The 22,289-nt window shown below is 66.8% G+C and carries 20 protein-coding genes; 11 read left to right on the top strand and 9 right to left on the bottom strand.

Translation table 11 applies throughout. From position 1 onward, the window contains the following. Positions 1–3: 3 nt before the first annotated feature. From SR870_RS03795 to SR870_RS03775, 5 genes are all read right to left on the bottom strand, one after another. On the bottom strand, positions 4–1,308 hold the full coding sequence (locus SR870_RS03795) for an RsmB/NOP family class I SAM-dependent RNA methyltransferase (RefSeq protein ID WP_322516718.1): 1,305 nt from the start codon (positions 1,306–1,308) through the stop codon (positions 4–6). A 38-nt stretch (positions 1,309–1,346) separates the two neighbouring features. After that, positions 1,347–1,769: an MAPEG family protein gene (locus SR870_RS03790; RefSeq protein WP_322516717.1), complete on the bottom strand. Its 423-nt coding sequence runs from the start codon at positions 1,767–1,769 to the stop codon at positions 1,347–1,349. A gap of 63 nt (positions 1,770–1,832) precedes the next feature. Next, complete coding sequence (locus SR870_RS03785) at positions 1,833–2,858, bottom strand: NADP-dependent oxidoreductase (RefSeq protein WP_322516716.1); 1,026 nt, start codon at positions 2,856–2,858, stop codon at positions 1,833–1,835. Positions 2,859–3,170: 312 nt separating this feature from the next. After that, the gene (gene guaB, locus SR870_RS03780; RefSeq protein WP_322516715.1) at positions 3,171–4,667 is read right to left on the bottom strand and encodes an IMP dehydrogenase; all 1,497 of its coding nucleotides are present in this window, start codon (positions 4,665–4,667) and stop codon (positions 3,171–3,173) included. 215 nt (positions 4,668–4,882) lie between these two features. Beyond that, positions 4,883–5,131, bottom strand: coding sequence for a hypothetical protein (locus SR870_RS03775; protein ID WP_322516714.1), 249 nt, complete (start codon positions 5,129–5,131; stop codon positions 4,883–4,885). 136 nt (positions 5,132–5,267) lie between these two features. On the opposite strand from SR870_RS03775, the gene SR870_RS03770 reads away from it, so the two are divergent. From SR870_RS03770 to SR870_RS03735, 8 genes are all read left to right on the top strand, one after another. Continuing rightward, positions 5,268–6,740 carry an MFS transporter gene (locus SR870_RS03770; RefSeq protein WP_322516713.1) on the top strand — a complete coding sequence of 491 codons (1,473 nt, stop codon included), beginning with the start codon at positions 5,268–5,270 and terminating at the stop codon, positions 6,738–6,740. Positions 6,741–6,804: 64 nt separating this feature from the next. Next, positions 6,805–7,713 carry a LysR family transcriptional regulator gene (locus SR870_RS03765; RefSeq protein ID WP_322516712.1) on the top strand — a complete coding sequence of 303 codons (909 nt, stop codon included), beginning with the start codon at positions 6,805–6,807 and terminating at the stop codon, positions 7,711–7,713. Positions 7,714–7,877: 164 nt separating this feature from the next. Continuing rightward, entirely contained in the window at positions 7,878–8,933 is a 1,056-nt protein-coding gene (locus SR870_RS03760) for an ABC transporter substrate-binding protein (protein WP_322516711.1), read from the top strand. Positions 8,934–8,953: 20 nt separating this feature from the next. Beyond that, positions 8,954–9,664 (top strand): isochorismatase family protein, encoded by a 711-nt coding sequence (locus SR870_RS03755; protein WP_322516710.1) that lies wholly within the window; start codon positions 8,954–8,956, stop codon positions 9,662–9,664. Between the two features lie 54 nt (positions 9,665–9,718). Then, positions 9,719–10,111, top strand: a complete 393-nt coding sequence (gene rutC, locus SR870_RS03750) for a pyrimidine utilization protein C (RefSeq protein WP_322516709.1) — start codon at positions 9,719–9,721, stop codon at positions 10,109–10,111. After that, positions 10,108–10,893, top strand: a complete 786-nt coding sequence (locus SR870_RS03745) for an ABC transporter permease (RefSeq protein ID WP_322516708.1) — start codon at positions 10,108–10,110, stop codon at positions 10,891–10,893. Before rutC ends, SR870_RS03745 begins: the two co-directional genes overlap by 4 nt. Positions 10,894–10,924: 31 nt before the next feature. After that, entirely contained in the window at positions 10,925–11,767 is an 843-nt protein-coding gene (locus SR870_RS03740) for an alpha/beta fold hydrolase (protein ID WP_322516707.1), read from the top strand. After that, positions 11,767–12,564 carry an ABC transporter ATP-binding protein gene (locus SR870_RS03735; protein WP_322516706.1) on the top strand — a complete coding sequence of 266 codons (798 nt, stop codon included), beginning with the start codon at positions 11,767–11,769 and terminating at the stop codon, positions 12,562–12,564. Before SR870_RS03740 ends, SR870_RS03735 begins: the two co-directional genes overlap by 1 nt. Before the next feature lie 198 nt (positions 12,565–12,762). On the opposite strand, the gene SR870_RS03730 is transcribed toward SR870_RS03735, so the two are convergent. Together SR870_RS03730 and SR870_RS03725 are read right to left on the bottom strand one after the other, a co-directional pair. Next, on the bottom strand, positions 12,763–13,461 hold the full coding sequence (locus SR870_RS03730; RefSeq protein WP_322516705.1) for an RlmE family RNA methyltransferase: 699 nt from the start codon (positions 13,459–13,461) through the stop codon (positions 12,763–12,765). A 98-nt stretch (positions 13,462–13,559) separates the two neighbouring features. Further along, positions 13,560–14,630, bottom strand: coding sequence for a Ppx/GppA phosphatase family protein (locus SR870_RS03725; RefSeq protein ID WP_322516704.1), 1,071 nt, complete (start codon positions 14,628–14,630; stop codon positions 13,560–13,562). Between the two features lie 218 nt (positions 14,631–14,848). Here SR870_RS03725 and SR870_RS03720 point away from each other — a divergent pair, with 218 nt between their 5' ends. Next, entirely contained in the window at positions 14,849–17,224 is a 2,376-nt protein-coding gene (locus SR870_RS03720) for a xanthine dehydrogenase family protein molybdopterin-binding subunit (protein WP_322516703.1), read from the top strand. Positions 17,225–17,471: 247 nt separating this feature from the next. On the opposite strand, the gene SR870_RS03715 is transcribed toward SR870_RS03720, so the two are convergent. Both SR870_RS03715 and SR870_RS03710 read right to left on the bottom strand, forming a co-directional pair. Next, positions 17,472–18,689 carry an ABC transporter substrate-binding protein gene (locus SR870_RS03715; protein WP_322516702.1) on the bottom strand — a complete coding sequence of 406 codons (1,218 nt, stop codon included), beginning with the start codon at positions 18,687–18,689 and terminating at the stop codon, positions 17,472–17,474. 187 nt (positions 18,690–18,876) lie between these two features. Then, the gene (locus SR870_RS03710) at positions 18,877–19,677 is read right to left on the bottom strand and encodes a hypothetical protein (RefSeq protein WP_322516701.1); all 801 of its coding nucleotides are present in this window, start codon (positions 19,675–19,677) and stop codon (positions 18,877–18,879) included. A gap of 104 nt (positions 19,678–19,781) precedes the next feature. Between SR870_RS03710 and SR870_RS03705 the strand changes: the two genes are divergently transcribed. Beyond that, positions 19,782–20,276, top strand: coding sequence for a YaiI/YqxD family protein (locus SR870_RS03705; RefSeq protein WP_322516700.1), 495 nt, complete (start codon positions 19,782–19,784; stop codon positions 20,274–20,276). A 10-nt stretch (positions 20,277–20,286) separates the two neighbouring features. Beyond that, entirely contained in the window at positions 20,287–22,101 is a 1,815-nt protein-coding gene (locus SR870_RS03700; protein WP_322516699.1) for an ABC-F family ATP-binding cassette domain-containing protein, read from the top strand. Positions 22,102–22,289 lie beyond the last annotated feature (188 nt).

Here is a 22,289-nt window from a genome sequence, read left to right as displayed (position 1 = left end):
CTCTCAGGAGCCTTGCTTGCGCAGCACCGACACGAAAAACCCGTCCGTTCCGGTCTTGCGCGGGGTCATCAGCAGGCCTTCAGGCGAGGTCCGGACGGCGGCCAGGAAGGCCTCGGCCTTGTCCCACAGCGCGGCGGCGACCTCCGCCGGCGGGGTGACGGCGAAGTCCGGGTGCGCGGCCGTGAACGCCTTGATCTGGCCGCCGTTCTCCGCCGGCAGCACCGAGCAGGTGACATAGGCGATCCGGCCGCCGGGCTTCACCAGTGCGGCGGCGCGCGCCAGCACCTCGGCCTGGTCCTTCAGCCGGATCTCCAGCGCACCGGGGCGCATCCGCCATTTCGCGTCGGGGTTGCGACGCCAGGTGCCGGTGCCGGTGCACGGCGCGTCGACCAGCACCAGATCGGCGGAGGCGTGGATGTCGGACAGGGTATCGGCCGGCCCCTTCGGAGCCCGAATATCGCAATTATGCACGCCGGCGCGCGACAGCCGCTCGTGGATCGGCGCGAGCTGGCGCTTGTCGGAATCGGTGGCGATCAGCCGGCCCTTGCCCTGCATCATCGCCGCCAGCGCCAGCGTCTTGCCGCCGGCGCCGGCGCACAAATCGATCACCTGCTCGCCGGGCTTGGCGGCCGACAGCAGCGCCGCGAGCTGCGAGCCCTCGTCCTGCACCTCAATGGCGCCCTTGATGAAATCCGGCTCGGCCTGCACGCCCGGATTGCGGGCGTCGGCGCCGAGTTCGATCCGCAGGCCGATCGGCGACCACGGGGTCTCGGACGCGCCGAGGTGCTTCAGCGACGCCAGCACCTTCTCGCGCTTCGCCTTCAGCGTGTTGACGCGCAGGTCGAGCGGCGCCCGGCTGGCCATCGCGGTCGCTTCTGCAACCCGCTCCTCGCCGAACACCTCGGCCAAGGCGCCGTCGAGCCATTCCGGATAATCTCCGGCGATATGCGGCGGAGCGGCGTCGAGCGTGCGCCCGGACAAGGCGGCGTGCTCGGCGTCGGTCAAAGGCTCCGGCGCGAACCGGCCGCCGTCACACAGCGCCGCGATCGCCTCCGGTGTCATGCCGCGTTCGAGCTTGAGCATGCCGAGCACCCGCGCGCGGGCGCTGTCGTCGTCCATCAGGAAGGCGCTGGAGGCGCGGCGGCGCAGCACGTCCCAGACCACGCCTGCAATCGCGGCGCGATCGCCGGAACCGGCATAGCGATGCGCCGTGCCCCACTCCTTGAGGGCCTTGGCGGCGGGAATGCGTTGGCCGTCGATGGTGGCGATCAGGTCGATGGCTGCGGACAGCCGTGCGGCGGGGGTCATTGCAGTCTTTCACGGTTCGGGAACGCGCGCGACCGATATCAGATCAGCAGCAGCATGCGCAGCGCGAAATACACCCACATCGCCAGCAGCACCAGCGCGCCTGCGAACCAGGCCGTCGATCGCTGCCCGAGGTCGTTGGAGCTGACGAAGATGCCGGCATGGGCGAACCGCGTCACCACGAACACCCAGGAGAGCAGCACCAGCACCAGATCGATCCGCCGCAGCGGCAGTCCGATCGCGATCAGCGTATAGAACAGAATTGGCAGTTCGAACTGGTTTCTGTAGCAGTTCGCGACCTTCGTCGCGCGCTCCGGCCAGTTCGGCTGCCCGAGCGCGATGTCGCGGATCTTGGTCTCGCGTGACACCAGCGCGCGCCGCCGCTCCCAGAAGGTTCCCAGCAGCAGCGCGAAGGTCAGCCCGATCAGCACGAACACCGGCAGCAGCACCATCTGGACCGACATCGCGACCTCCTGTTGAAGAGAGCGGCGCGGACCTCGGCGGCAGCCGAGGCCCGCGTTATCTTGTCAGGCCTTGTCGGGTCCGACGCGGACCAGTTGCTTGCCGAAATTGGCGCCCTTCAGCAGGCCGATGAACGCCTCCGGCGCGCTCTCGACGCCTTCGGTGACGAACTCCTTGTACTTCACCTTGCCGTCGCGCACCCACTCCGACATATCGCGCAGGAACTCCTGCCGGCGTCCGGCGAAATCGCTGACGATGAAGCCGCGGATGGTGAGACGCTTGGTCAGCACGTGGCGCATCAGCGCGGTGGCCCATTTCGGCGTCGGCGGCGCCTCGAACGCGTTGTATTGCGCGATCAGTCCGCACACCGGCATCCGGGCGAAAGCGTTGAACAGCGGAAACACCGCCTCGAACACCTCGCCGCCGACATTCTCGAAATACACGTCGATGCCGTTCGGGCACGCCGCCTTCAGCTTGGCGGCGAGATCCGGATCGCGATGGTCGAGGCAATCGTCGAAGCCGAGTTCGCTCTTGACGTAGTCGCACTTCGCCTTGCCGCCGGCGATGCCGACCGCGCGAGCGCCCTTGATCTTCGCGATCTGGCCGACCGCGGAGCCGACCGCGCCGGAGGCGGCTGCGACGACGACGGTCTCGCCTGCCTTCGGCTGACCGATGTCCAGCAGGCCCGTATAGGCCGTCATGCCGGGCATGCCGAGCACGCCGACCGCGGTCGAGATCGGCCCCAGCGACGGATCGATCTTGCGCAGCGGCTTGGCGTCGGCGACGGCGTGGGTCGCCCAGCCGCTGTGCGCCAGCACGATGTCGCCCTTGGCGAAGCCCGGGCTCTTGGAGTCGAGCACCTCGCAGACGGTGCCGCCTTCCATCACGCCGCCGACCGGCACCGGCTGCGCGTAGGACGGCCCGTCGCTCATGCGGCCGCGCATATAGGGATCGAGCGACAGCCAAATCGTGCGCAGCAGCACCTGGCCCTCACCCGGCGTCGGCGCGTCAAAATCCTCGAGGCGGAAATTCGCCGCCGTCGGCTCTCCCGTCGGACGCGAGGCGAGAACGATGCGCTTGGCCTTGGACATTGCGTTTCCTTCTTTGTTGTTGATTGGAGAGTTGTAGGCGACCAATCCGCATTCGCCAACTGCGGCAGACGGGACGCAAGCCTGCGCCGCTTTCGGGCATCAAGACGCCCGCCTCGCTCGTCGCTCCGGCGTACAGACCACACACCGTCACGCGCTCGTCATTCCGGGGCGCTCACGAAGTGAGCGAACCCGGAATCTGAAACGGGCACTGACCGCGTTCATCTCTTCGAGATTCCGGGTTCGCGCTGCGCGCGCCCCGGAATGACGAACGAGAGTTATCTGCGACTATTTGAGACAATTACCAGCTCGGCCCTACGCCCCACCCGGATAGTTCGGGCTCTCGCGGGTGATGACGACGTCGTGGACGTGGCTTTCGCGCAGGCCGGCGCCGGTGATGCGGACGAATTCGGCCTTGTCGTGGAATTCGGCGATCGTGCGAGCGCCGACATAGCCCATCGCGGCGCGCAGGCCGCCGGCGAGCTGATGCATCACGTTGCCGACCGGGCCCTTGTACGGCACCTGGCCTTCGATGCCTTCCGGCACCAGCTTCAGCGTGTCCTTGATGTCCTGCTGGAAGTAGCGATCGGCCGAGCCGCGCGCCATCGCGCCGACCGAGCCCATGCCGCGATAGGCCTTGTAGGAGCGCCCCTGCCACAGGAACACTTCGCCGGGTGTCTCGTCGGTGCCCGCGAGCAGCGAGCCGACCATCGCGATATCGGCGCCGGCCGCGAGCGCTTTGGCGAGATCGCCCGAGTACTTGATGCCGCCATCGGCGATCACCGGGATGTCGGCCTTCTTCGCCGCCTCGACCGCGTCCATGATCGCGGTGAGCTGCGGCACGCCGACGCCGGCGACCATCCGCGTGGTGCAGATCGACCCCGGCCCGATCCCGACCTTGACGGCGTCGGCGCCGGAATCGATCAGCGCCTGCGCGCCGTCGCGCGTCGCGATATTGCCGGCGATCACCTGCACCGCATTGGAGATCCGCTTGATCCTGGTCACCGCTTCCAGCACGCGCGCCGAATGGCCGTGCGCGGTGTCGACCACGACGAGGTCGACGCCGGCCTCGATCAGCCGCTCGGTCCGCTCGAAGCCGCCCTCGCCGACCGTGGTCGCGGCGGCGACCCGCAGCCGGCCCTGCGCGTCCTTCGACGCCAGCGGATGCGCGACCGCCTTTTCCATGTCCTTGACGGTGATCAGGCCGACGCAGCGGTACTGATCGTCGACCACCAGCAGTTTTTCGATGCGGTGCTGATGCAGCAGTTTCTTGGCCTCGTCCTGGCTGACACCCTCGCGCACCGTCACGAGATTCTCGTGAGTCATCAGCTCCGACACCTGCTGCGACGGATCGGTGGCGAAACGGACGTCGCGATTGGTCAGGATGCCGACCAGCTTGCCCGGGCTGCGACCCTCGGCACCGGTCACCACCGGAATGCCGGAAAAGCCGTGCTGGTTCATTAACGCCAGCGCGTCGGCGAGTTTCGCTTCGGGGGCGATGGTCAGCGGATTGACCACCATGCCGGATTCGAACTTCTTGACCTGGCGGACCTGGGCGGCTTGGCCCTCGGGATCGAAATTGCGATGAATCACGCCGATGCCGCCCGCCTGGGCCATCGCGATCGCCATCCGCGCCTCGGTGACGGTATCCATGGCCGAGGCGATGATCGGGATGTTGAGCGCAATCGCGCGGGTGATCCGGGAGCGAATGTCGACGTCGGACGGCAGCACGTCCGACGGGCCAGGCTTCAGCAACACGTCGTCGAACGTGTACGCTTCCTGAAACTGCCGTGATCCGTTCAATGACGCCATTGCCAACTCCGTTCAGCGGCAGGTTGCGCCGCGTTCAAGCTCGGGAGACGGGAGCCGCGTTCGGCGCCACAGCGGCAGCGCCGTCGAATCGAGCCCGTCGGGAGGGTTGGCGGTGGTCGATAGCACGGGGATATGACGAATCAAAGGGGCCGCGCCCCTTCAACCACGGCTTTTGTGCGCACCCGCGATGCGTGCACCGCGGGACCTCGCGCCCCTCAGCGCCGATAGGCCGGCGGCGGGCCGTGCTGGCGGATCGCCTCGACCACCTCGCGGTGCATCCGCTTCTCCTGCCGCATCCGCACCGCGATCAGCGCGTGCAGCGACGGCAGCAGCCACAGCGGACTGAAGATCAGCCCGAGGATCACGCACACCACCAGCAGCGCCAGATTGAACACGGCCGACAACGGCTGGCCGTTGAGCAGCAGGCCGAGCGGCGGCAGGAAGGCGGCGAGCAGGTAGATCATCGGCGGAACTCCCCCACACGGGCTCCGGCCATGCGTGCGCCGGTCACGCAAGATTTAGGTGCCTCTGCGCCGTCCGCAATGGCGGGCGCTGCGACGCGATGCTACAGGCGGGCTCCCTTCCCCGCCGAAACTCTGCATGAACAAAGAACGACTGATCCCGCTGATCGTGGCCGCCGCGCTGTTCATGGAGAACATGGACGCCACCGTGATCGCCACGTCGCTGCCGGCGATCGCGGCCGATATCGGCACATCGCCGCTGACGCTGAAGCTCGCGATCACGTCCTACCTGCTGTCGCTCGCGGTGTTCATCCCGGCCTCCGGCTGGACCGCCGACCGGTTCGGTGCGCGCACCGTGTTCTCGGCGGCGATCGCGGTGTTCATGGTCGGCTCGATCGGCTGCGCGCTATCGCAATCCATTACCGATTTCGTCCTCGCACGCATCCTCCAGGGCCTGGGCGGCGCGATGATGACGCCGGTCGGGCGGCTGGTGCTGCTGCGCTCGATCGACAAGAGCGCGCTGGTCGGCGCGATGGCGTGGATGACGGTGCCGGCGCTGATCGGGCCCGTGATCGGCCCGCCGCTCGGCGGCTTCATCACCACCTACTTCTCCTGGCACTGGATCTTCCTGATCAACATCCCGATCGGGCTCGCCGGGATCTTCTTCGCGCAGCGCTACATCGATCCGATCCGCAGCGAAAATCCGGAGCGGTTCGACCTCTATGGCCTGGTGCTGGCCGGAATCGGGCTCGCCGGCATCGCCTTCGGCCTGTCGGTCGCCGGGCTCGGCCTGCTGCCCTGGCAAGTGGTGGTGGCGCTGATCGCGATCGGCACGATCTCGATGACGCTGTACGTCCTGCACGCCCGCCGGACCGCCTCGCCGGTGCTGGATTTCTCGCTGCTGCGGCTGACGACGCTGCGCGCCAGCATGACCGGCGGCTTCCTGTTCAGGCTCGGCATCGGCGCGCTGCCGTTCCTGCTGCCGCTCCTGATGCAGATCGGGTTCGGGCTGTCGCCGTTTCACTCCGGCCTCGTCACCTTCGCCTCCTCGGCCGGCGCGATGGGGATGAAGCCGCTCGCAGCAAGGATCATCCGCACCTTCGGCTTCCGCAAGATCATGACCATCAACGCGCTGGTCAGCTCGGTGTTTCTCGCCGCCTGCGCGCTGTTCACGCCGGCGACGCCGCTGCTGCTGATCATGATCATCCTGCTGGTCGGCGGTTTCTTCCGCTCGCTGCAGTTCACCGCGATCAACACCGTCGCCTATGCCGAGGTGGAGACCGCGCAGATGAGCCGCGCCACCACGCTGGTCAGCGTCGGCCAGCAATTGGCGATCTCCGCCGGCGTCGCGATCGGCGCGTTTGCCGTCGAGTCGACGATGGCGTGGCACGGCACCACGACGCTCGGCGCCGACGATTTCGCCCCGGCCTTCGTCGTGGTCGCGGTGATGTCGGCGCTGTCGGCGTTCTTCTTCTGGCGGATGCCGGACGATGCCGGCAGTGAGATCTCGGGGCGGAAGGCGATCGAGATCTCGAGCAAGAAGGGCGCCGCCGGCGCAGCAGCCAAGACGGCGACCGAAGAAACCCAGACCGCGCGCGATCAGAGATTGTGACGCCCTTGCGCCGGTCGGCGCGGTCGATCCATGCTACGGACGGGCTTGAAACATTCGAGGCGCCGTGCGTTTCCTGACACTCCGATATTTCAACGCGGTCGCCAGGCTCGGCTCGATCCGCAAGGCGGCCGACCGGCTGCATGTCGCTCCCTCAGCGGTGAGCCGGCAGATCGCGCAGCTCGAGCACGAACTCGACGCGGTCCTGTTCGAGCGCTCCAAGAGCGGCGTTCGGCTGACCGCGGCCGGCGAGGTTCTCGCCCGCCACAGCCATAGGGTGTTCCGCGACATCGACCGCGCCCGCTCCGGCATCGATGATCTGCGCGGACTGCGGCGCGGCGAGGTGAGCCTGTGGGTGATCGAGGGCTTCGTCCGCGGGCTGCTGCCGAGCATCCTGGCCGAATTTCAGATCCGCTATCCGGCCGTAGCCTTCAAGGTGCAGACCGCCTCGACCGACCGGATCATCGAGGCCTTGCTGGAGGACGATGCCGATATCGGCATCACCTTCAACGCCACCCGCCGCGCCGAGATCGAGACCATCGCGGAGTTTCCAGAGCCGATCTCGTGCCTTGTCACACCCGGCCACAAATACGCCGATCGCAAACAGCTCACGCTCGAGGAAATCTGCCGGGAGCCGCTGGCGCTGCCCGACCACAGCTTCGGCCTGCGGCAATCGTTCGAGCGCACCGTCGCCAAACACAAGCTCGCGCCCAAGATTTTGGTGACCACCAATTCGCTGGAGCTGACCAACACCATGGCGGCGACCGGCCAGTTCATCGCCTTCAAGCCCGCTCTCGCGGTGGTGTCGGACCTCGAGGCCGGCCATCTGCGGGCGATCCCCGTCGCCGATCAGGAACTGGCCTCGGCGCGGTCCAGCATCAATGTGCACCGCGACCGGCCGCTCTCACACGCCGCTCAGGAGTTCCTGAAACTGCTGACCGTGACGATCCGGGCCTCGAAGGAACGCTCGGAATAGTCGCCGGGTGTTGCCTTTTCCGCATGAACACATGACAGATTCTCGACTTTTAAGAACGCTGAAGGCTTCCTAGCCTGTCCCAGTTCATCGGGGAGCGGCGCACGACGGCTGTCCCCCGGGGTGCTCACCCACGTCGGCGGCAGGCCATCTCGTCAGGAGCCATCATGACTTCGAAAAAGACCGAAACGACCTCCCTCTCGACACTCTCGGCTCCGACCCGGCGCAACCTTCTGCTCGGCACCGGCGCGCTGGGACTGGCCGCGGCGTTTCCGATGCCGAGCATCGCGCAGAGCCGGACCAAGGTGATCGTCTCCGAGGCGATCCACATCGCGCTCTACACCCCGCTTTACACGGCGATGCGCAAGGATCTGTTCGCCAAGCAAGGCCTCGACGTCGAGCTGTCCACCGCCGGCGGCATCGCCGTGCCGGTGTCGGTGCTGCTCGCCAACCGCGCGCAATTCGCGCTGACCGGCACCGGCATGTCGGTGAACTCGACGCTGGAAGGCGGCAAGATGCGCGTCATCGCCAAGGTGGCGGGCGGCATCTCGCTGTTCGCGATCGCCAAGCCGGGCCTGAAGATCAATTCGCTGGCCGACCTCAAGGGCAAGACCATCGCCACGCTGCGCTTCCCGTCCAACACGATCTCGACGCCGACCTATCTGATGCGCAGCATCGGCGGATTCGATCCGAAGGAAGCCGGCGTCAATTTCCTGGAACTGCCGCCCGGCGCGCAGGCCGCCGCGGTCAAGGACGGCCGCGCCGATCTCGCCATCGCCTTCGATTGGGACGCCAGCATCGGCGTCACGCAGTTCGGCCTCGAAGTGGTCTACTCGTTCGCCGATACTCTCGGGCCGATCGCGTTCTCCTCGATCTTCGTCACCGAACCGTACCTGAAGTCCAACGGCGAGACGGTGCAGAAATTCACCAACGCCCTGGCCGACGCCATGAAGCTGCTGCACACCGATCCGAACGCGTTCGAAGAGGTCAGCCGGCAGGAATTCCCCAGCGTCGCGCCGGAGGTCGTCAAGCTCGGCGCCAAGAATTTCATGACCACCAAGAACGTGGTTCCGCGCAATCCCATCATCACCAAGGAAGACTGGGACGCGATCATGAAGCACGAGAGTGGCGCCGGTACACTCAAGAAGACGCTGCCCTACGAGGAGATGGTCGACACCACCATCGCCACCAAGGCCACGGCCGATTTCGGCCTGAAAAGCTGACGACGACAGCAGGAACATCGATGCCGACCATTCCGCAATCGTTGCCGCGCCGCGACAACGCGCTCATGCTGCCGGCGAAGCCGGAAGAGTTTCCGCTGTCGCCCGACGAGACCGCGCTGATCGTGGTCGACATGCAGAACGCCTACGCGTCTCCGGGCGGCTATCTGGATCTCGCCGGCTTCGACGTCAGCGGCGCCAAGCCGGTGATCGCCGCGGTGGCGGAGACGCTGGAGATATCCCGCAAACTCGGCTTCACCATCGTGTTCTTCCAGAACGGCTGGGACGCCGCCAAACAGGAGGCCGGCACCCCGGACTCGCCGAACTGGTGGAAGTCGAACGCGCTGAAGACGATGCGGTCGCGGCCCGATCTCGACGGCAAGCTGATCACCCGCGGCACCTGGGACTACGCGCTGGTCGACAAGCTGCTGCCGCTGCCGGGCGAACTGGTGCTGCCGAAGCCGCGCTACAGCGGCTTCTACGGCACCCAGCTCGACGCCATGCTGCGGGCGCGCCGAATCCGCAATCTCGTCGTGGTCGGCGTCGCCACCAATGTCTGCGTCGAATCCACCATCCGTGACGGTTACTTCCTGGAGTACTTCCCGATCATGGTGAAGGACGCCACGCTGCAGGCCGGCCCGCCGTCGCTGCAGGAAGCCACCATCTACAACGTCGAGACCTTTTTCGGCTGGACCACCACCACCAGCGAGTTGCGCAGCCTGACCAATCGCTGACAGTTTCAGTCCGTCGAACCACATCGTTTCAGCCCAAACTCGAGGAGCCCTGACATGTCGCGCAAACCGATCATCCCCGCCGGTTCGCCTCCGCCGCTGGCGCCCTACTCGCCCGGCGTGCTCGCCGACAACATCCTCTACGTCTCGGGCGTGCTGGCGATGGACGCCGAAGGCAAGACTGTCGGCGTCGGCGACGCCACCGCGCAGACCCGCGCGGTGCTGGAATCGATCAAGAGCATCGTCGAGGCCGCCGGCGGCACCATGGCGGACGTCACCATGAACTCGATCTTTCTCAAGGACCTGTCCGACTACGCCGCCATGAACGTGGTCTACAAGGAATACTTCCCGAAGGATTTTCCGGCGCGCTACTGCATCCGCGCCGATCTGGTGAAGCCGGAATTCCTGGTCGAGATCTCCTCGATCGCGCATCTGGCGAAGTCGACATGACGATCGCCGTCCCGGCAAAGCAGCGCGGCTCGTTGGTCTCGCCGTGGCTGCTGATCCTGCTCGGACAGATCGCGCTCACCATCGGCTTTTTCGGGCTGTGGGAAATCGCGATCCGGGCCGAGTGGCTGCCGGTCTATCTCTACGGTCAGCCGAGCGGCATCGCCGGCAAATTCGTCACGCTGCTGGCCGACGGCACGCTGATCCAGTCGACGCTGGTGACGGGCTTCGAATCGCTGGTCGGCTTCGTGATCGGCTGCTCGCTCGGCAGTGCCGCGGGCCTGGCATTATGGCTCACCCCGCGCCTGGCGCTGGTACTGCGGCCGTTCATCGTCGCCATCAACGGGCTTCCGAAGATCGCGCTGGCGCCGCTGATCATCGTCTGGTTCGGGATCGGCATCGAATCCAAGATCGCGATCGCGGCGATCATCACCTTCATCGTTTCGCTGATGACCGCCTTCAGCGGCGCGCAGGAGGTCGATCAGGACCTGATCCGGCTGATGCGCTCGCTCGGCGCGAGCCAGCGCCAGACCTTCCTCAAGATCGTCGCGCCGGCGACCATGCCGTGGATCATCTCCGGCCTGCGCCTCAACGTCGGGTTCGCCTTGATCGGCGCGGTTGTCGGCGAATACATCGCCGCCAAGCAGGGGCTCGGCTACCTCGTCTACTACGCCGGCACGCTTTACGACCTCAACGCGGTCTGGGTCGGGCTGTTCGCCCTGATGCTGCTGGCGCTCGTGCTGGACTACGCCGTCACGCTGCTCGAGCGCTGGCTGTCCTGGTGATGATACATCTGCAAGTGGAATGGAGAGTGGGATGCCGCTAGCTCAAGTCAATGGAACCGAGATCGCCTACAGCGTGTCGGGCCAGGGCGAGCCGGTGCTGCTGGTGGCCGGCATCGGCGGCGCGGGCGGCTATTTCAAGCCGAATCTCGACGCCTTCGCGGCCAAATATCAGGTGGTGCTGCACGATCATCGCGGCACCGGCGGATCTCGGCAGGACCGCATCACCTATTCGGTGCCGCAGATGACCGACGATATGGTCGCGCTGATGGACGCGCTCGGCATCGAGGCGGCGCATATCGTCGGTCATTCGACCGGGGCCGCGATGGCCCACGACATGGCGCTGCGCTTTCCGAAGCGGATCAAAAGCGCCGTGCTGTACGCCGGCTGGGCGACCTCCGACGCTTACTTCGCGCGCTGCTTCGACGTCCGCAAGCGCGTGCTGCAGCAGAGCGGCGCGCTGCATTACGTCCAGACCACGCCGCTGTTCCTCAGCCCGCCATGGTGGGTCAGCGCCAATATCGCCAAGCTCGAGGCCGAAGAGCCGGCCGCAGCCGAGGCGCTGGCGCCGACCGACATCATGCTGAGCCGGATCGACGCGATCTGCTCCTACAGCCCGGGCGAGGAACTGCGGAAGATCACCTGCCCGTCTCTGATCACCTGCGCCAAGGACGATCATCTGACGCCGCAGTTCTACTCGCAGCGTATGGCCAAGCTGATGCCCGCCGCCGACACGTTTTATTTCGAGACCGGCGGTCACGCCGTCTCCCAGGTCTTACCGGATCAGTTCAACACCCTGGTGATGTCCTATCTCGACGCGGTGATCGCAGGCAGGAAGTGGCAGGCGCCAGCTCTGAACTATCCGGAGATCGCCTGATGGTGGAAGCGATGGCAGCGGATGGAGACGTCCTGACCGCCAGCGGCGTCGGGATGGTGTTCAACGCCGACAGCGCCAATCCGGTGCGCGCGCTGGGCGACATCTCGTTCGGCCTGCGCAAGAGCGAAGTGCTCGCCATCGTCGGCCCATCGGGCTGCGGCAAGACCACGCTGTTCAACATCATCGCCGGACTGTTCACGCCGAGTCAGGGCAGCGTCTCGGTCAACGGCGTGCAGGTCGCCGGTGCCAAGGGCCATGTCGGCTACATGCTGCAGAAGGACATGCTGCTGCCCTGGCGCAGCGTGCTGGACAACGTGACCCTGGGCCTGGAAGTGCGCGGCGTGTCACGCGGCGAATCCGTCGAGATCGCGCACCGGCTGATCACATCCTACGGCCTCGGCGGCTTCGAGAACGCCAAGCCGGCGACGCTGTCCGGCGGGATGCGGCAGCGCGTGGCGTTCATGCGCACGCTGGCGTTCGATCCGGACGTGATCCTGCTCGACGAGCCGTTTTCGGCGCTGGATTTCCAGACCCGGCTGCTGCTGCAGGGCGAGGTCCAGCGCATCATCCGTGAGCGTGGCAAGAGCGTGATCCTGGTGACGCACGACATCGGCGAGGCGATCACCATGGCCGACCGCATCGTGGTGATGACCAACCGGCCCGCCACGGTGAAGTGCGTACACACGATCGAACTGTCGGATTCGGAGCGCGATCCGGTGACGATCCGCACCAATCCGCTGTACAATCAATATTTCAATCAGATCTGGTCGGAGCTGGAAATCCGGCGCGAGATCTGAGCGGGGAAGAATCCGCTCCTCGTTCGCTTGCATCGTGGTGCCGCCCTGCAAGCCGCAGAACGTCGTTGCAGACGCGGCATCCAAAATGCGGCACGTCGAAGACCGAAGTCGCGTGCGCGACCTCGACGAATTCGCGATCCGACCGATCCGGCTGCGGCAAATCAAGACCGATGCACCGGCATCGTCACGGTTGAGCCGTCACGGCTCCGTTGCGGGCGGCGCGCCCCGGAATCCCATCGCCAGCACGTAGCGCTCCGAGGAATCCTTGCGGCTGGCGGCGGGCTTGACGTGCTTCACGGTGGCGAAGTCGCGCTTGAGCTGGTTCATCAGCGTGGCGTCGGCGCCGCTCTGAAACACCTTGGCGACGAAGATGCCGCCGGGCTTCAGCACTTCACTGGCGAACTGCGCGGCGCTCTCGACCAGGCCGACGATGCGGAGCTGATCGGTCTTGCGATGCCCGGTGGTGTTGCCCGCCATGTCGCTCATCACCACGTCGGCGCCGTCGCCGCCGAGCATCTCGCGCAATTTGTCCGGCGCGGCATTGTCGAGAAAGTCGAGCTGCGCGAACGTGACGCCGGGGATTTCGCCCATCTCCAGCAGGTCGATCGCGATCACCTTGCCGCGGCCGTCCGCCGAGCCGATCCGCTTCGCCGCGACCTGGCTCCAGCCGCCGGGGGCGGCGCCGAGATCGACCACCGCCAGACCCGATTTGAGGAAATGATACTTGTCGTCGATCTCGGTCAGCTTGTAGGCCGCGCGCGAGCGATAGCCGTCGCGCTTGGCCTGCGCCACATAGGGATCGTTGAGCTGGCGATCGAGCCACAGCTTCGACGACAGCTTCATCCGGCCGCCGCTCTTGACGGTGACGCGCATTCGCCCGGTTGTGTCTTTGGCCATGGCCCTGCTTGAAAATTGGTTGTGTTCGCGCGTTGCTTAGCAGATGAGCGCGGAAAAACCAGCGTGGAACCGGCTCAGACGCCCCCTCAGGCGACCCTTCAGGCGACTCCTGGCACGCCGTCTTCGCGCATCATTTCGACCAGCATGCCCTCGCGCAGGCCGCGATCGGCCACCCGCAGCCGCGGCAGCGGGAACGCCGCGCGCACCGCGTCGAGGATCGCGCATCCGGCCAGCACCAGGTCGGCGCGCTCGGCGCCGATGCAATGGTTCTGGGCGCGGTCGTGATAACTCATGCCGCGCAGCCGGTCGATGGTCGCAGTCAGTTCCCCGTCGCTCATCCAGATGCCGTCGACGCGACGGCGATCGTAGCGGATCAGGTCGAGATACAGCCCCGCGAGCGTCGTCACCGTGCCCGAGGTGCCGAGCAGATGCAGGCCGCCGAGATCGCCGCCATGCGCGGCCGCGAACGGCGCGACGTGCTTTGCGACCTCGTCGATCATCGCCGCATAGCTGTCCGCGGTCACGACCTTGCCGCCGAATTGCTCCGCCAGCGTCACCACGCCGAGCGGAATCGACATCCAGGCCCGGATCCGCGGCGGCAGGTCCGGCCGCGCCGGATCGCGCGCCAGCCGCACCAGTTCGCTGGAGCCGCCGCCGATATCGAACAGGATCGCGCCGCGCCCGGCGGTATCGACCAGCGGCGAGCAGCCGATTGCGGCGAGCCGCGCCTCGGTCTCTCGATCGATGATTTCGAGCCGGATGCCGGTGGCGTGTGCGACCGCCTCACAGAACGCATCGGCATTGACGGCGGCGCGGCAGGCCTCGGTCGCGATCAGCCGCAGCCGCTTCGCCTTGCGCTGATGGATCTTGTCGCGGCAGATCGACAGCGCCGAAATCGCCCGCGCGATCGCCGCGTCGCTGATCCGCCCGGTCGCGGACACGCCCTCCCCGAGCCGGATGATCCGCGAGAACGAATCGACCACGCGAAAGCCGTCGCCGGTCGGCCGCGCGATCAGCAGCCGGCAATTGTTGGTGCCGAGGTCGAGCGCAGCATAGACGCCGCCATGCGGCGCCATCGATCCGTGCTCGTCCTCGACAATCGCGGCATTCCCGTGCTGCGGGTCTCCGCCGGGCGCCAGGCCACCGCGGAGCCGCGTCTTCTCATCCATCAATTCGGTCTTTCGTGGCCGTCCGGCCGACGTCGAGATCATATTCACGGAAAGTTTAGCAGCGCATGGCCACGGCGCAACCCACCCGCACGGCCCGCATTCCGGATCGTGCGTTGTCGCGACGCCACCGCTGCATTATCTGAAGATCGTCATCTTTACACGAAAACGGCCGCGCAACGCGGCTTTTTTGACGTCATCCCACCGCTGGAATGAGCCTCATGCAGGACCGACGTTCGAACGCACCGTCCGACACCGCCATCGCACTGCAAAAATTCGGGGTCGGCCAGCCGGTGCGTCGCAAGGAGGACGACACCCTGCTGCGCGGCAAGGGCCGCTACACCGACGATTGCAACCTTCCCGGCCAGCTTTTTGCGGTGATGGTGCGCAGCCAGCACGCCCACGGGGTGATCCGCGGCATCGACGTCGAGGCGGCCCGGGCGATGCCGGGGGTCAGCGGCGTCTACACCGGGGCCGATCTCGCCGAGGCCGGTTACGCCCCGTTCACCTGCGGCCTGCCGATCAAGAACCGCGACGGCACGCCGTTGCTGCAGACCGACCGCCCGGCGCTGGCCACCGACAAGGTGCGCTTCGTCGGCGATCCGGTGGCCTTTGTGGTTGCGAAAACGCCGGCGCAGGCGCGCGACGCTGCGGAAGCTGTCGAGCTCGATATCGAGCCGCTGCCGGCGGTGACCGACGCCGACGAAGCGATCAAACCGGGCGCGCCGCAGCTCTATGATCACATCCCGAACAACGTCGCGCTCGATTATCACTTCGGCGACGCCGCGGCCGTCGACGCCGCCTTTGCCTCCGCCGCGCATGTCACTACGCTCGACATCGAGAACACCCGCGTCGCGGCGGTGCCGATGGAGCCACGCACCGGGCTCGCCACCTACGACCAGCAGAACGGCCGCTACACCATCCAGCTCCCGACCCAGGGCGTCTCCGGCAACCGCAACACGCTGGCGAAGCTGCTCGGCGTGCCGGCCGACAAGGTGCGGGTGCTGACCGGCCAGGTCGGCGGCTCGTTCGGAATGAAGAACATCTCCTATCCCGAATACATCTGCATCCTGCATGCGGCGAAGGCGCTCGGCCGGCCGGTGAAGTGGACCGACGAACGCTCCTCCGCGTTCCTCTCCGACAGCCACGGCCGCGGCCAGCAGATCCGCGCCGAGCTGGCGCTTGATGCCGAGGGCCAGTTTCTCGCCATCCGTCTCGGCGGCACCGGCAATCTCGGCGCCTACATCACCGGCGTGGCCCCCCTGCCGCTGTCGCTCAACACCGGCAAGAACATCGGCAGCGTGTATCGCACGCCGCTGCTGGCGGTGGACATCAAATGCGTCGTCACCAACGTCACTCTGATGGGCGCCTATCGCGGCGCCGGCCGGCCCGAAGCGAACTACTTCCTGGAGCGGCTGATCGACCGCGCCGCCGACGAGATCGGCATCGACCGGCTCGCCTTGCGGAAGCGCAATTTCGTCAAGCCGTCGCAACTGCCGTTCACCGCCTGCTCCGGCGTCACCTATGACAGCGGCGATTTCGGCGGCGTGTTCGCGCAGGCGCTGGAGCTGTCCGACTATGCCGGCTTCGCCAAGCGCAAGCGGGATAGCCGCAAGTCCGGCAAACTGCGCGGCATCGCGGTGGGCTCCTATCTCGAAGTCACCGCGCCGCCGAGCGCCGAGCTCGGCAAGATCGTGTTCGAGGCCGACGGCACCGTGCGGCTGATCACCGGCACGCTCGACTACGGCCAGGGCCACGCCACGCCGTTCGCGCAAGTGCTGTGCGCGCAGCTCGGCGTGCCGTTCGAGAACGTCCGGCTCGAACAGGGCGACAGCGACGTCGTCCACACCGGCAACGGCACCGGCGGCTCGCGCTCGATCACCGCCAGCGGCCAGGCGATCGTCGAGGCATCGCAGCAGGTGATCGCCAGGGGCAAGGCCGCGGCATCGCATCTGCTGGAGACCGCCGAAGTCGACATCGAATTCGAAGGCGGCCGCTTCACCGTCGCCGGCACCGACCGCAGCATCGGCATCATGGAGCTGGCTGAGCGGCTGCGCGAGGCCAAGCTGCCCGAGGACGTGCCGTCGTCGCTCGACGTCGATCATGTCGCCAAGGGCGTGCCGTCCGCCTTCCCCAACGGCTGCCACGTCGCCGAGGTCGAGATCGATCCCGACACCGGCGTCACCCGCGTGGTGCGCTACACCGCGGTCAATGATTTCGGCGTGGTCATCAATCCGATGATCGTCGAAGGCCAGCTGCACGGCGGCGTCGCGCAGGGCATCGGCCAGGCGCTGATGGAGAAGATGTCCTATGACGGCGACGGCCAGCCGATCACCGGCTCGCTGCAGGACTACGCGCTGCCGCGCGCCGAGGACATTCCGATGATGGCGGTCGGCGACCACCCGGTGCCGACCAAGTCGAATCCGCTCGGCACCAAGGGCTGCGGCGAAGCCGGCTGCGCCGGCTCGCTGGCGAGCGTCGTCAACGCCGTGCTCGACGCGCTGAAGGACGTCGGCGTCACGACGCTCGACATGCCGCTGACTTCGGAGAAGGTCTGGCGCGCGATCCGGGAGGCGAAGGAGACGGCGGCGGCGTGAAAGCTGGCGCTTGCCGAGTGAGGTTGCGAACGCCCGCTGTTGCGCACTGCGCCTCCTCAAACAATCCCGTCATGCGCGGGCTTGACCCGCGCATCCATCGCGCGCGCAGCGCGCCAACAACGACTCTTTGCGAAGAGGATGGATCGCCGGGTCGAGCCCGGCGATGACGTCTTTCATGGGTGCGAGGCATCGTTGAGCACGCGACGCGCGCTTCTCCTCTCCCACAAGGGGAGAGGAGTCGACGGCCTTACTCCGCCTTCACCAGCGGGCAGCCGCCGTCCTTCAGCGGGCGGAACGCCTGATCGCCGGGGACTTCGGCCAGCAGCTTGTAGTAATCCCACGGCGCATTCGACTCTTCGGGCTTCTTCACCTCGAACAGGAACATCGAATGCACCATGCGGCCGTCCTCGCGCAGGAAGCCGTTGTTGGTGAAGGCGTCGCGCACCGGCATCTCGCGCATCTTCGCCAGCACCGTCTTGGTGTCCCTGGTGCCCGCCGCCTTCACCGCCTTCAGATAATGCAGCGTCGCGCTGTAGGTCGCGGCCTGGTTCATCGTCGGCATCCGCTTCATCTTGTCGTAGAACTTCCTGCCGAATTCGCGGGTCCGGTCGTTGAGGTCCCAGTAATACGCCTCGGTGATGATCAGCCCGTTCGCCATCTTCAGCCCGAGGCTGTGGATGTCGGAGATGAACATCACGATGCCGGCGAGCTTCTGGCCGCCGGCCACGATGCCGAATTCGGACGCCTGCTTGATGGTGTTGATGGTGTCGCCGCCGCCATTGGCCATGCCGATGATCTTGGCCTTGGACGATTGCGCCTGCAGCAGGAACGACGAGAAGTCGGCGTTGTTCAACGGATGCCGTGCGTTGCCGACGATCTTGCCGCCGGCCGCCTTGACCACCTCGCCGGTGTCGCGTTCGATCGAATGGCCGAACAGATAGTCCGCGGTGATGAAGAACCAGGTGTCGCCGCCGTTCTTGACGATCGCCGACCCCACCGTGTGCGCATTCGAATAAGTATCATAGGTCCAGTGCGCGGTGTAGGGCGAGCACGACTTGCCGGTGATGTCCGACGACGCGGCATCCGTGACGATCATGATCTTCTCGAACCGCTTCGACATCTCCATCGCGGCGAGCGCGGTGGCCGAGGTCGGCAGGTCGACGATCATGTCGACGCCCTCGTTCTCGTACCATTTCCGCGCCAGCGACGCGGCGATGTCGGGCTTGTTCTGCACGTCGGCCGAGATGAATTCGATCGGCTGGCCGAACATCGTGCCACCCATCTCGGCGATCGCCATTTTGGCGGCCTCGACATTGCCGGCGCCGCCGATGTCGGAATACACCGACTGGAAGTCGCCGAGCAGGCCGATCTTCAGCGGGCCTTGTTGCTGCGCGAACGCCGAAGCGCCGAGCAGCAGCGGAGCGGTGAGCGTCAGTGCCGCCGCCGCACGTTGAATGAAGTGCATGTTTCCTCCGGAGTGTTTTTTGATTTTGTTGGTGCGGCCTTGTCGCCGGCCCGCGCATGCGTGGTGTGTGCCCCCCTGTCTGCCCGTGATGTCGTGAAGCGCATTCTCGCAGCCCGCGCGCAAGACGCGCGAGGTCAGAACGTCGCAGCCTGCATCGGCCCGCGTCCGCGCGGCGGAATTAGCTCGACTACGCCGCCGCCTGTTCGCGCGGCTGAACGATCGCGATGTGATGGCAATGCGCGATCGGCGTCGTGCCGTTGGCGACGATCAGCGCGTCGAACTCGGCGAAGCGGTGGCCCTTCTTGTCGTAGTTGGCGACCACCTTGGCGCGCGCCGTCAGCGTGTCGTCGGCGCTGGCGGCTGCGAGCAGTTGCATTCGCGAGCCGACATGAATCCACGGACCGAGCACGACATTATCGACCAGCACCCGGTTCATGATGCGCTGCAGCGTGCCGGGATGTACCAGATTGTTCGCGAGATAGATCGGATCGGTCTCGCGCACCTCGGCGAGATAATCGCGCAGCGCCTCCCCGCCCCACGTCACCGGCTTGGTGCCGAGCCACAGCCCCGGCGCGAACGCTCCGGGACCGATCGGAGGCCGGACCGCGGCCGGCGCGGTCTCGGCATAGTCGCCGAGATCGACCACCGGCGCCCGCGCCGGCAGCGCGGCCGAGCCCGTCGCGCACAGCGCGCCGCGGCTCTCGACCTCGATCGCCAGCGCACCGCCCTCGTCACGGCCCGACACCGTGGCGGTCTCGCCGTCATAGACCGGCTTGACGAACCGCGCCTCGATCAGCCCGCGCTCCAGGAAGTCGCGGCCCCAGCGCGCGACCGGCAGGTGCATCATATAGGCCATCACCTCGACGCCGGGCACCAGCCCGCCCGAAAAGCCGAACCGCTGCGCCACATTGTCGTCGTGCATCTTGTTTTCGGAGAGCTTTGCGGTGTTGAAGGCGCTGACGCGCCAGGGCTCGAGCGGAGCGGCCATGGTTTCTCCCGGTTTGTTCGATCTTGTTGGCGATCGTGTCCGGCGATGCTACGCCAGCGCCGCAGCGGCCGTAAAGCGCCGCGCCAGCCCCCGACCGAGAGCGAATGACCGAAGCCGCGCCCACCCGCATCTATGTCGACGCCGACGCCTGCCCGGTGAAGGACGAGATCTACCGGGTCGCCGAGCGCCACGGCCTGCCGGTCAGCGTGGTCGCAGGCAGCTTCATCCGCGTGCCGGCGCATCCCCTGATCGAGCGGATCGCGGCGGGTTCCGGCATGGACGCCGCCGACGACTGGATTGCGGAACGCGTCCAGCCGGGCGATATCGTGGTGACCGCCGACGTTCCGCTGGCGAGCCGCTGCGTCAAGGCCGGCGCCGAGGTGCTGGCGCCGAACGGCAAGCCGTTTTCCGAGGCGTCGATCGGGATGACTCTGGCGGTGCGCAATCTGATGACCGATCTGCGCTCCTCCGGCGAGATCACCGGCGGTCCGCGCGGATTCACCCCGCGCGACCGCTCGGCGTTTCTCGCGGCGCTCGACACCACGATCCGCCGGATCGCCCGCCGCCGCCCCTCGCCGCCGGCGCAACCACAGACCTGATGGACCACCAATGGCCCCGCCGCTGATCCAACTCAAAGACATCGCGCTGACCTTCGGCGGCGCGCCGCTGTTCGACGGCGTCGAACTCAGCGTCTCGGCGGGCGACCGGCTCTGCCTGATCGGCCGCAACGGCTCCGGCAAGTCGACGCTGCTGAAGATCGTCGCCGGCCTGATCGAGCCCGACCGCGGCAGCCGCTTCGTGCAGCCGGGCTCCACCATCCGCTATCTGCCGCAGGAGCCGGATTTCGACGGCTTCAAGACCACGCTGGCCTATGTCGAAGCCGGGCTGGCGCCGGGCGACGCGCACTATCAGGCCGCGTATCTCTTGGAGCAGCTCGGCCTGCACGGCGACGAGGACCCGTCACATCTGTCGGGCGGTGAAGCGCGCCGCGCCGCGCTGGCGCGGATGCTGGCGCCCGATCCGGACATCCTGTTGATCGACGAGCCGACCAACCATCTCGATCTGACGACGATCGAATGGCTGGAAAGCGATCTGGCGCAGCGCAGGGGCGCGATCGTGATGATCAGCCATGACCGCCGCTTCCTCGCCAATCTGTCGCGCGCCACCGCCTGGCTCGATCGCGGCGTGATCCGGCAGATCGACCGCGGCTTCTCGCAGTTCGAATCCTGGCGCGACGATGTGCTCGCCGAAGAGGAGCGCGATCAGCACAAGATCGACCGCAAGATCGTCGCCGAGGAGCACTGGCTGCGCTACGGCGTCTCCGGCCGCCGCAAGCGCAACGTCAAGCGGCTCGCCGGCCTGCACGAGTTGCGCGCCTCACGCCGCGATTATCGCGGCCCGACCGGCAGCGCCAATCTCGCCGCCGCCGAGGCCGACAAATCCGGCAAGCTGGTGATCGAGGCGAAGAACATCGCCAAGGCGTGGGGCGATCGCCCGATCGTCGACGGCTTCTCGATCCGCGTCAATCGCGGTGACCGCATCGGCATCGTCGGCCCCAACGGCGCCGGCAAGACCACGCTGATCAGCATCCTGACCGGCGCGTTGTCGCCCGACTCCGGCAGCATCCGGCTCGGCACCAATCTCGAAGTCGCGACCCTCGATCAGCATCGCGACAGCCTCGACGCCAAGACCTCGCTCGCCGAAGCGCTGACCGGCGGCCGCGGCGACCAGGTGATGGTCGGCGGCAAGCCGCGCCACGTCATCGGCTACATGAAGGACTTCCTGTTCAAGCAGGAGCAGGCGCGCACACCGCTGGAAGCGCTGTCCGGCGGCGAGCGCGGCCGGCTGATGCTGGCCCGCGCGCTGGCGAAGCCGTCGAACCTCTTGGTGCTCGACGAGCCGACCAACGACCTCGACCTCGAGACGCTCGACGTGCTCGAAGAGATGCTCGGCGATTACGACGGCACCGTCATCCTGATCAGCCACGACCGTGACTTCCTCGACCGCGTCGTGACGTCGGTGATCGCACCGGAAGGCGACGGCCGCTGGACCGAATATGCCGGCGGCTACTCCGACATGCTGACCCAGCGCGGCGCCGACCTCAGCCGCGCCCCGGCGAAAACTGCCAGCGAGGCGAGCGCGCCCAAGGCCGCGGCGCCAGCCGCGTCGGCGTCCGCGCCGAAGCGCAAGATGACCTTCAACGACAAGCACGCGCTGGAAACGCTGCCGAAGACCATCGCCAAGCTGGAGGCCGAGATCGCCGCGCTGCAGCAGCAGCTCGACGACCCGCAACTCTACGCCCGCGACCGCGCCAAATTCGACACCGCCTCCGCCGCGATGGCCAAGGCCCACGCGGCGCTTCACGATTCCGAACAGCGCTGGCTCGAACTGGAAATGCTGCGCGAAGAAATCGAAAGCGCGTGAGGCCTCGTTTCTCTCACAGCCTTGACCGGATAAGCACGGCGCTTCCCAGTCGTAAGTCGTCATGGCCGGGCTTGACCCGGCCATCCACGCCCACGAGCTAGGCCGTGCTTGTTTCCGTGGATGCCCGGGTCAAGCCCGGGCATGACGTGCTAACAAGTTGCCAAGTCTACGCCACGAACCGGAGCCCG

The organism is Rhodopseudomonas palustris (assembly GCF_034479375.1).
In the GTDB taxonomy this organism is placed as follows: domain Bacteria; phylum Pseudomonadota; class Alphaproteobacteria; order Rhizobiales; family Xanthobacteraceae; genus Rhodopseudomonas; species Rhodopseudomonas palustris_M.
This window is presented reverse-complemented; position numbering and strand designations above follow the sequence as displayed.

Bases quoted from the DNA above. Each gene is read 5' to 3' on its own strand.
- SR870_RS03755 (WP_322516710.1), top strand. From the start codon at position 8,954: ATGCCGACCATTCCGCAATCGTTGCCGCGCCGCGACAACGCGCTCATG.
- SR870_RS03775 (WP_322516714.1), bottom strand. From the start codon at position 5,131: ATGATCTACCTGCTCGCCGCCTTCCTGCCGCCGCTCGGCCTGCTGCTC.
- SR870_RS03760 (WP_322516711.1), top strand. From the start codon at position 7,878: ATGACTTCGAAAAAGACCGAAACGACCTCCCTCTCGACACTCTCGGCT.
- SR870_RS03700 (WP_322516699.1), top strand. From the start codon at position 20,287: ATGGCCCCGCCGCTGATCCAACTCAAAGACATCGCGCTGACCTTCGGC.
- SR870_RS03705 (WP_322516700.1), top strand. From the start codon at position 19,782: ATGACCGAAGCCGCGCCCACCCGCATCTATGTCGACGCCGACGCCTGC.
- SR870_RS03790 (WP_322516717.1), bottom strand. From the start codon at position 1,769: ATGTCGGTCCAGATGGTGCTGCTGCCGGTGTTCGTGCTGATCGGGCTG.
- SR870_RS03725 (WP_322516704.1), bottom strand. From the start codon at position 14,630: ATGGATGAGAAGACGCGGCTCCGCGGTGGCCTGGCGCCCGGCGGAGAC.
- SR870_RS03730 (WP_322516705.1), bottom strand. From the start codon at position 13,461: ATGGCCAAAGACACAACCGGGCGAATGCGCGTCACCGTCAAGAGCGGC.
- guaB (WP_322516715.1), bottom strand. From the start codon at position 4,667: ATGGCGTCATTGAACGGATCACGGCAGTTTCAGGAAGCGTACACGTTC.
- SR870_RS03735 (WP_322516706.1), top strand. From the start codon at position 11,767: ATGGTGGAAGCGATGGCAGCGGATGGAGACGTCCTGACCGCCAGCGGC.
- SR870_RS03710 (WP_322516701.1), bottom strand. From the start codon at position 19,677: ATGGCCGCTCCGCTCGAGCCCTGGCGCGTCAGCGCCTTCAACACCGCA.
- SR870_RS03740 (WP_322516707.1), top strand. From the start codon at position 10,925: ATGCCGCTAGCTCAAGTCAATGGAACCGAGATCGCCTACAGCGTGTCG.
- SR870_RS03715 (WP_322516702.1), bottom strand. From the start codon at position 18,689: ATGCACTTCATTCAACGTGCGGCGGCGGCACTGACGCTCACCGCTCCG.
- SR870_RS03795 (WP_322516718.1), bottom strand. From the start codon at position 1,308: ATGACCCCCGCCGCACGGCTGTCCGCAGCCATCGACCTGATCGCCACC.
- SR870_RS03785 (WP_322516716.1), bottom strand. From the start codon at position 2,858: ATGTCCAAGGCCAAGCGCATCGTTCTCGCCTCGCGTCCGACGGGAGAG.
- SR870_RS03770 (WP_322516713.1), top strand. From the start codon at position 5,268: ATGAACAAAGAACGACTGATCCCGCTGATCGTGGCCGCCGCGCTGTTC.
- SR870_RS03745 (WP_322516708.1), top strand. From the start codon at position 10,108: ATGACGATCGCCGTCCCGGCAAAGCAGCGCGGCTCGTTGGTCTCGCCG.
- rutC (WP_322516709.1), top strand. From the start codon at position 9,719: ATGTCGCGCAAACCGATCATCCCCGCCGGTTCGCCTCCGCCGCTGGCG.
- SR870_RS03720 (WP_322516703.1), top strand. From the start codon at position 14,849: ATGCAGGACCGACGTTCGAACGCACCGTCCGACACCGCCATCGCACTG.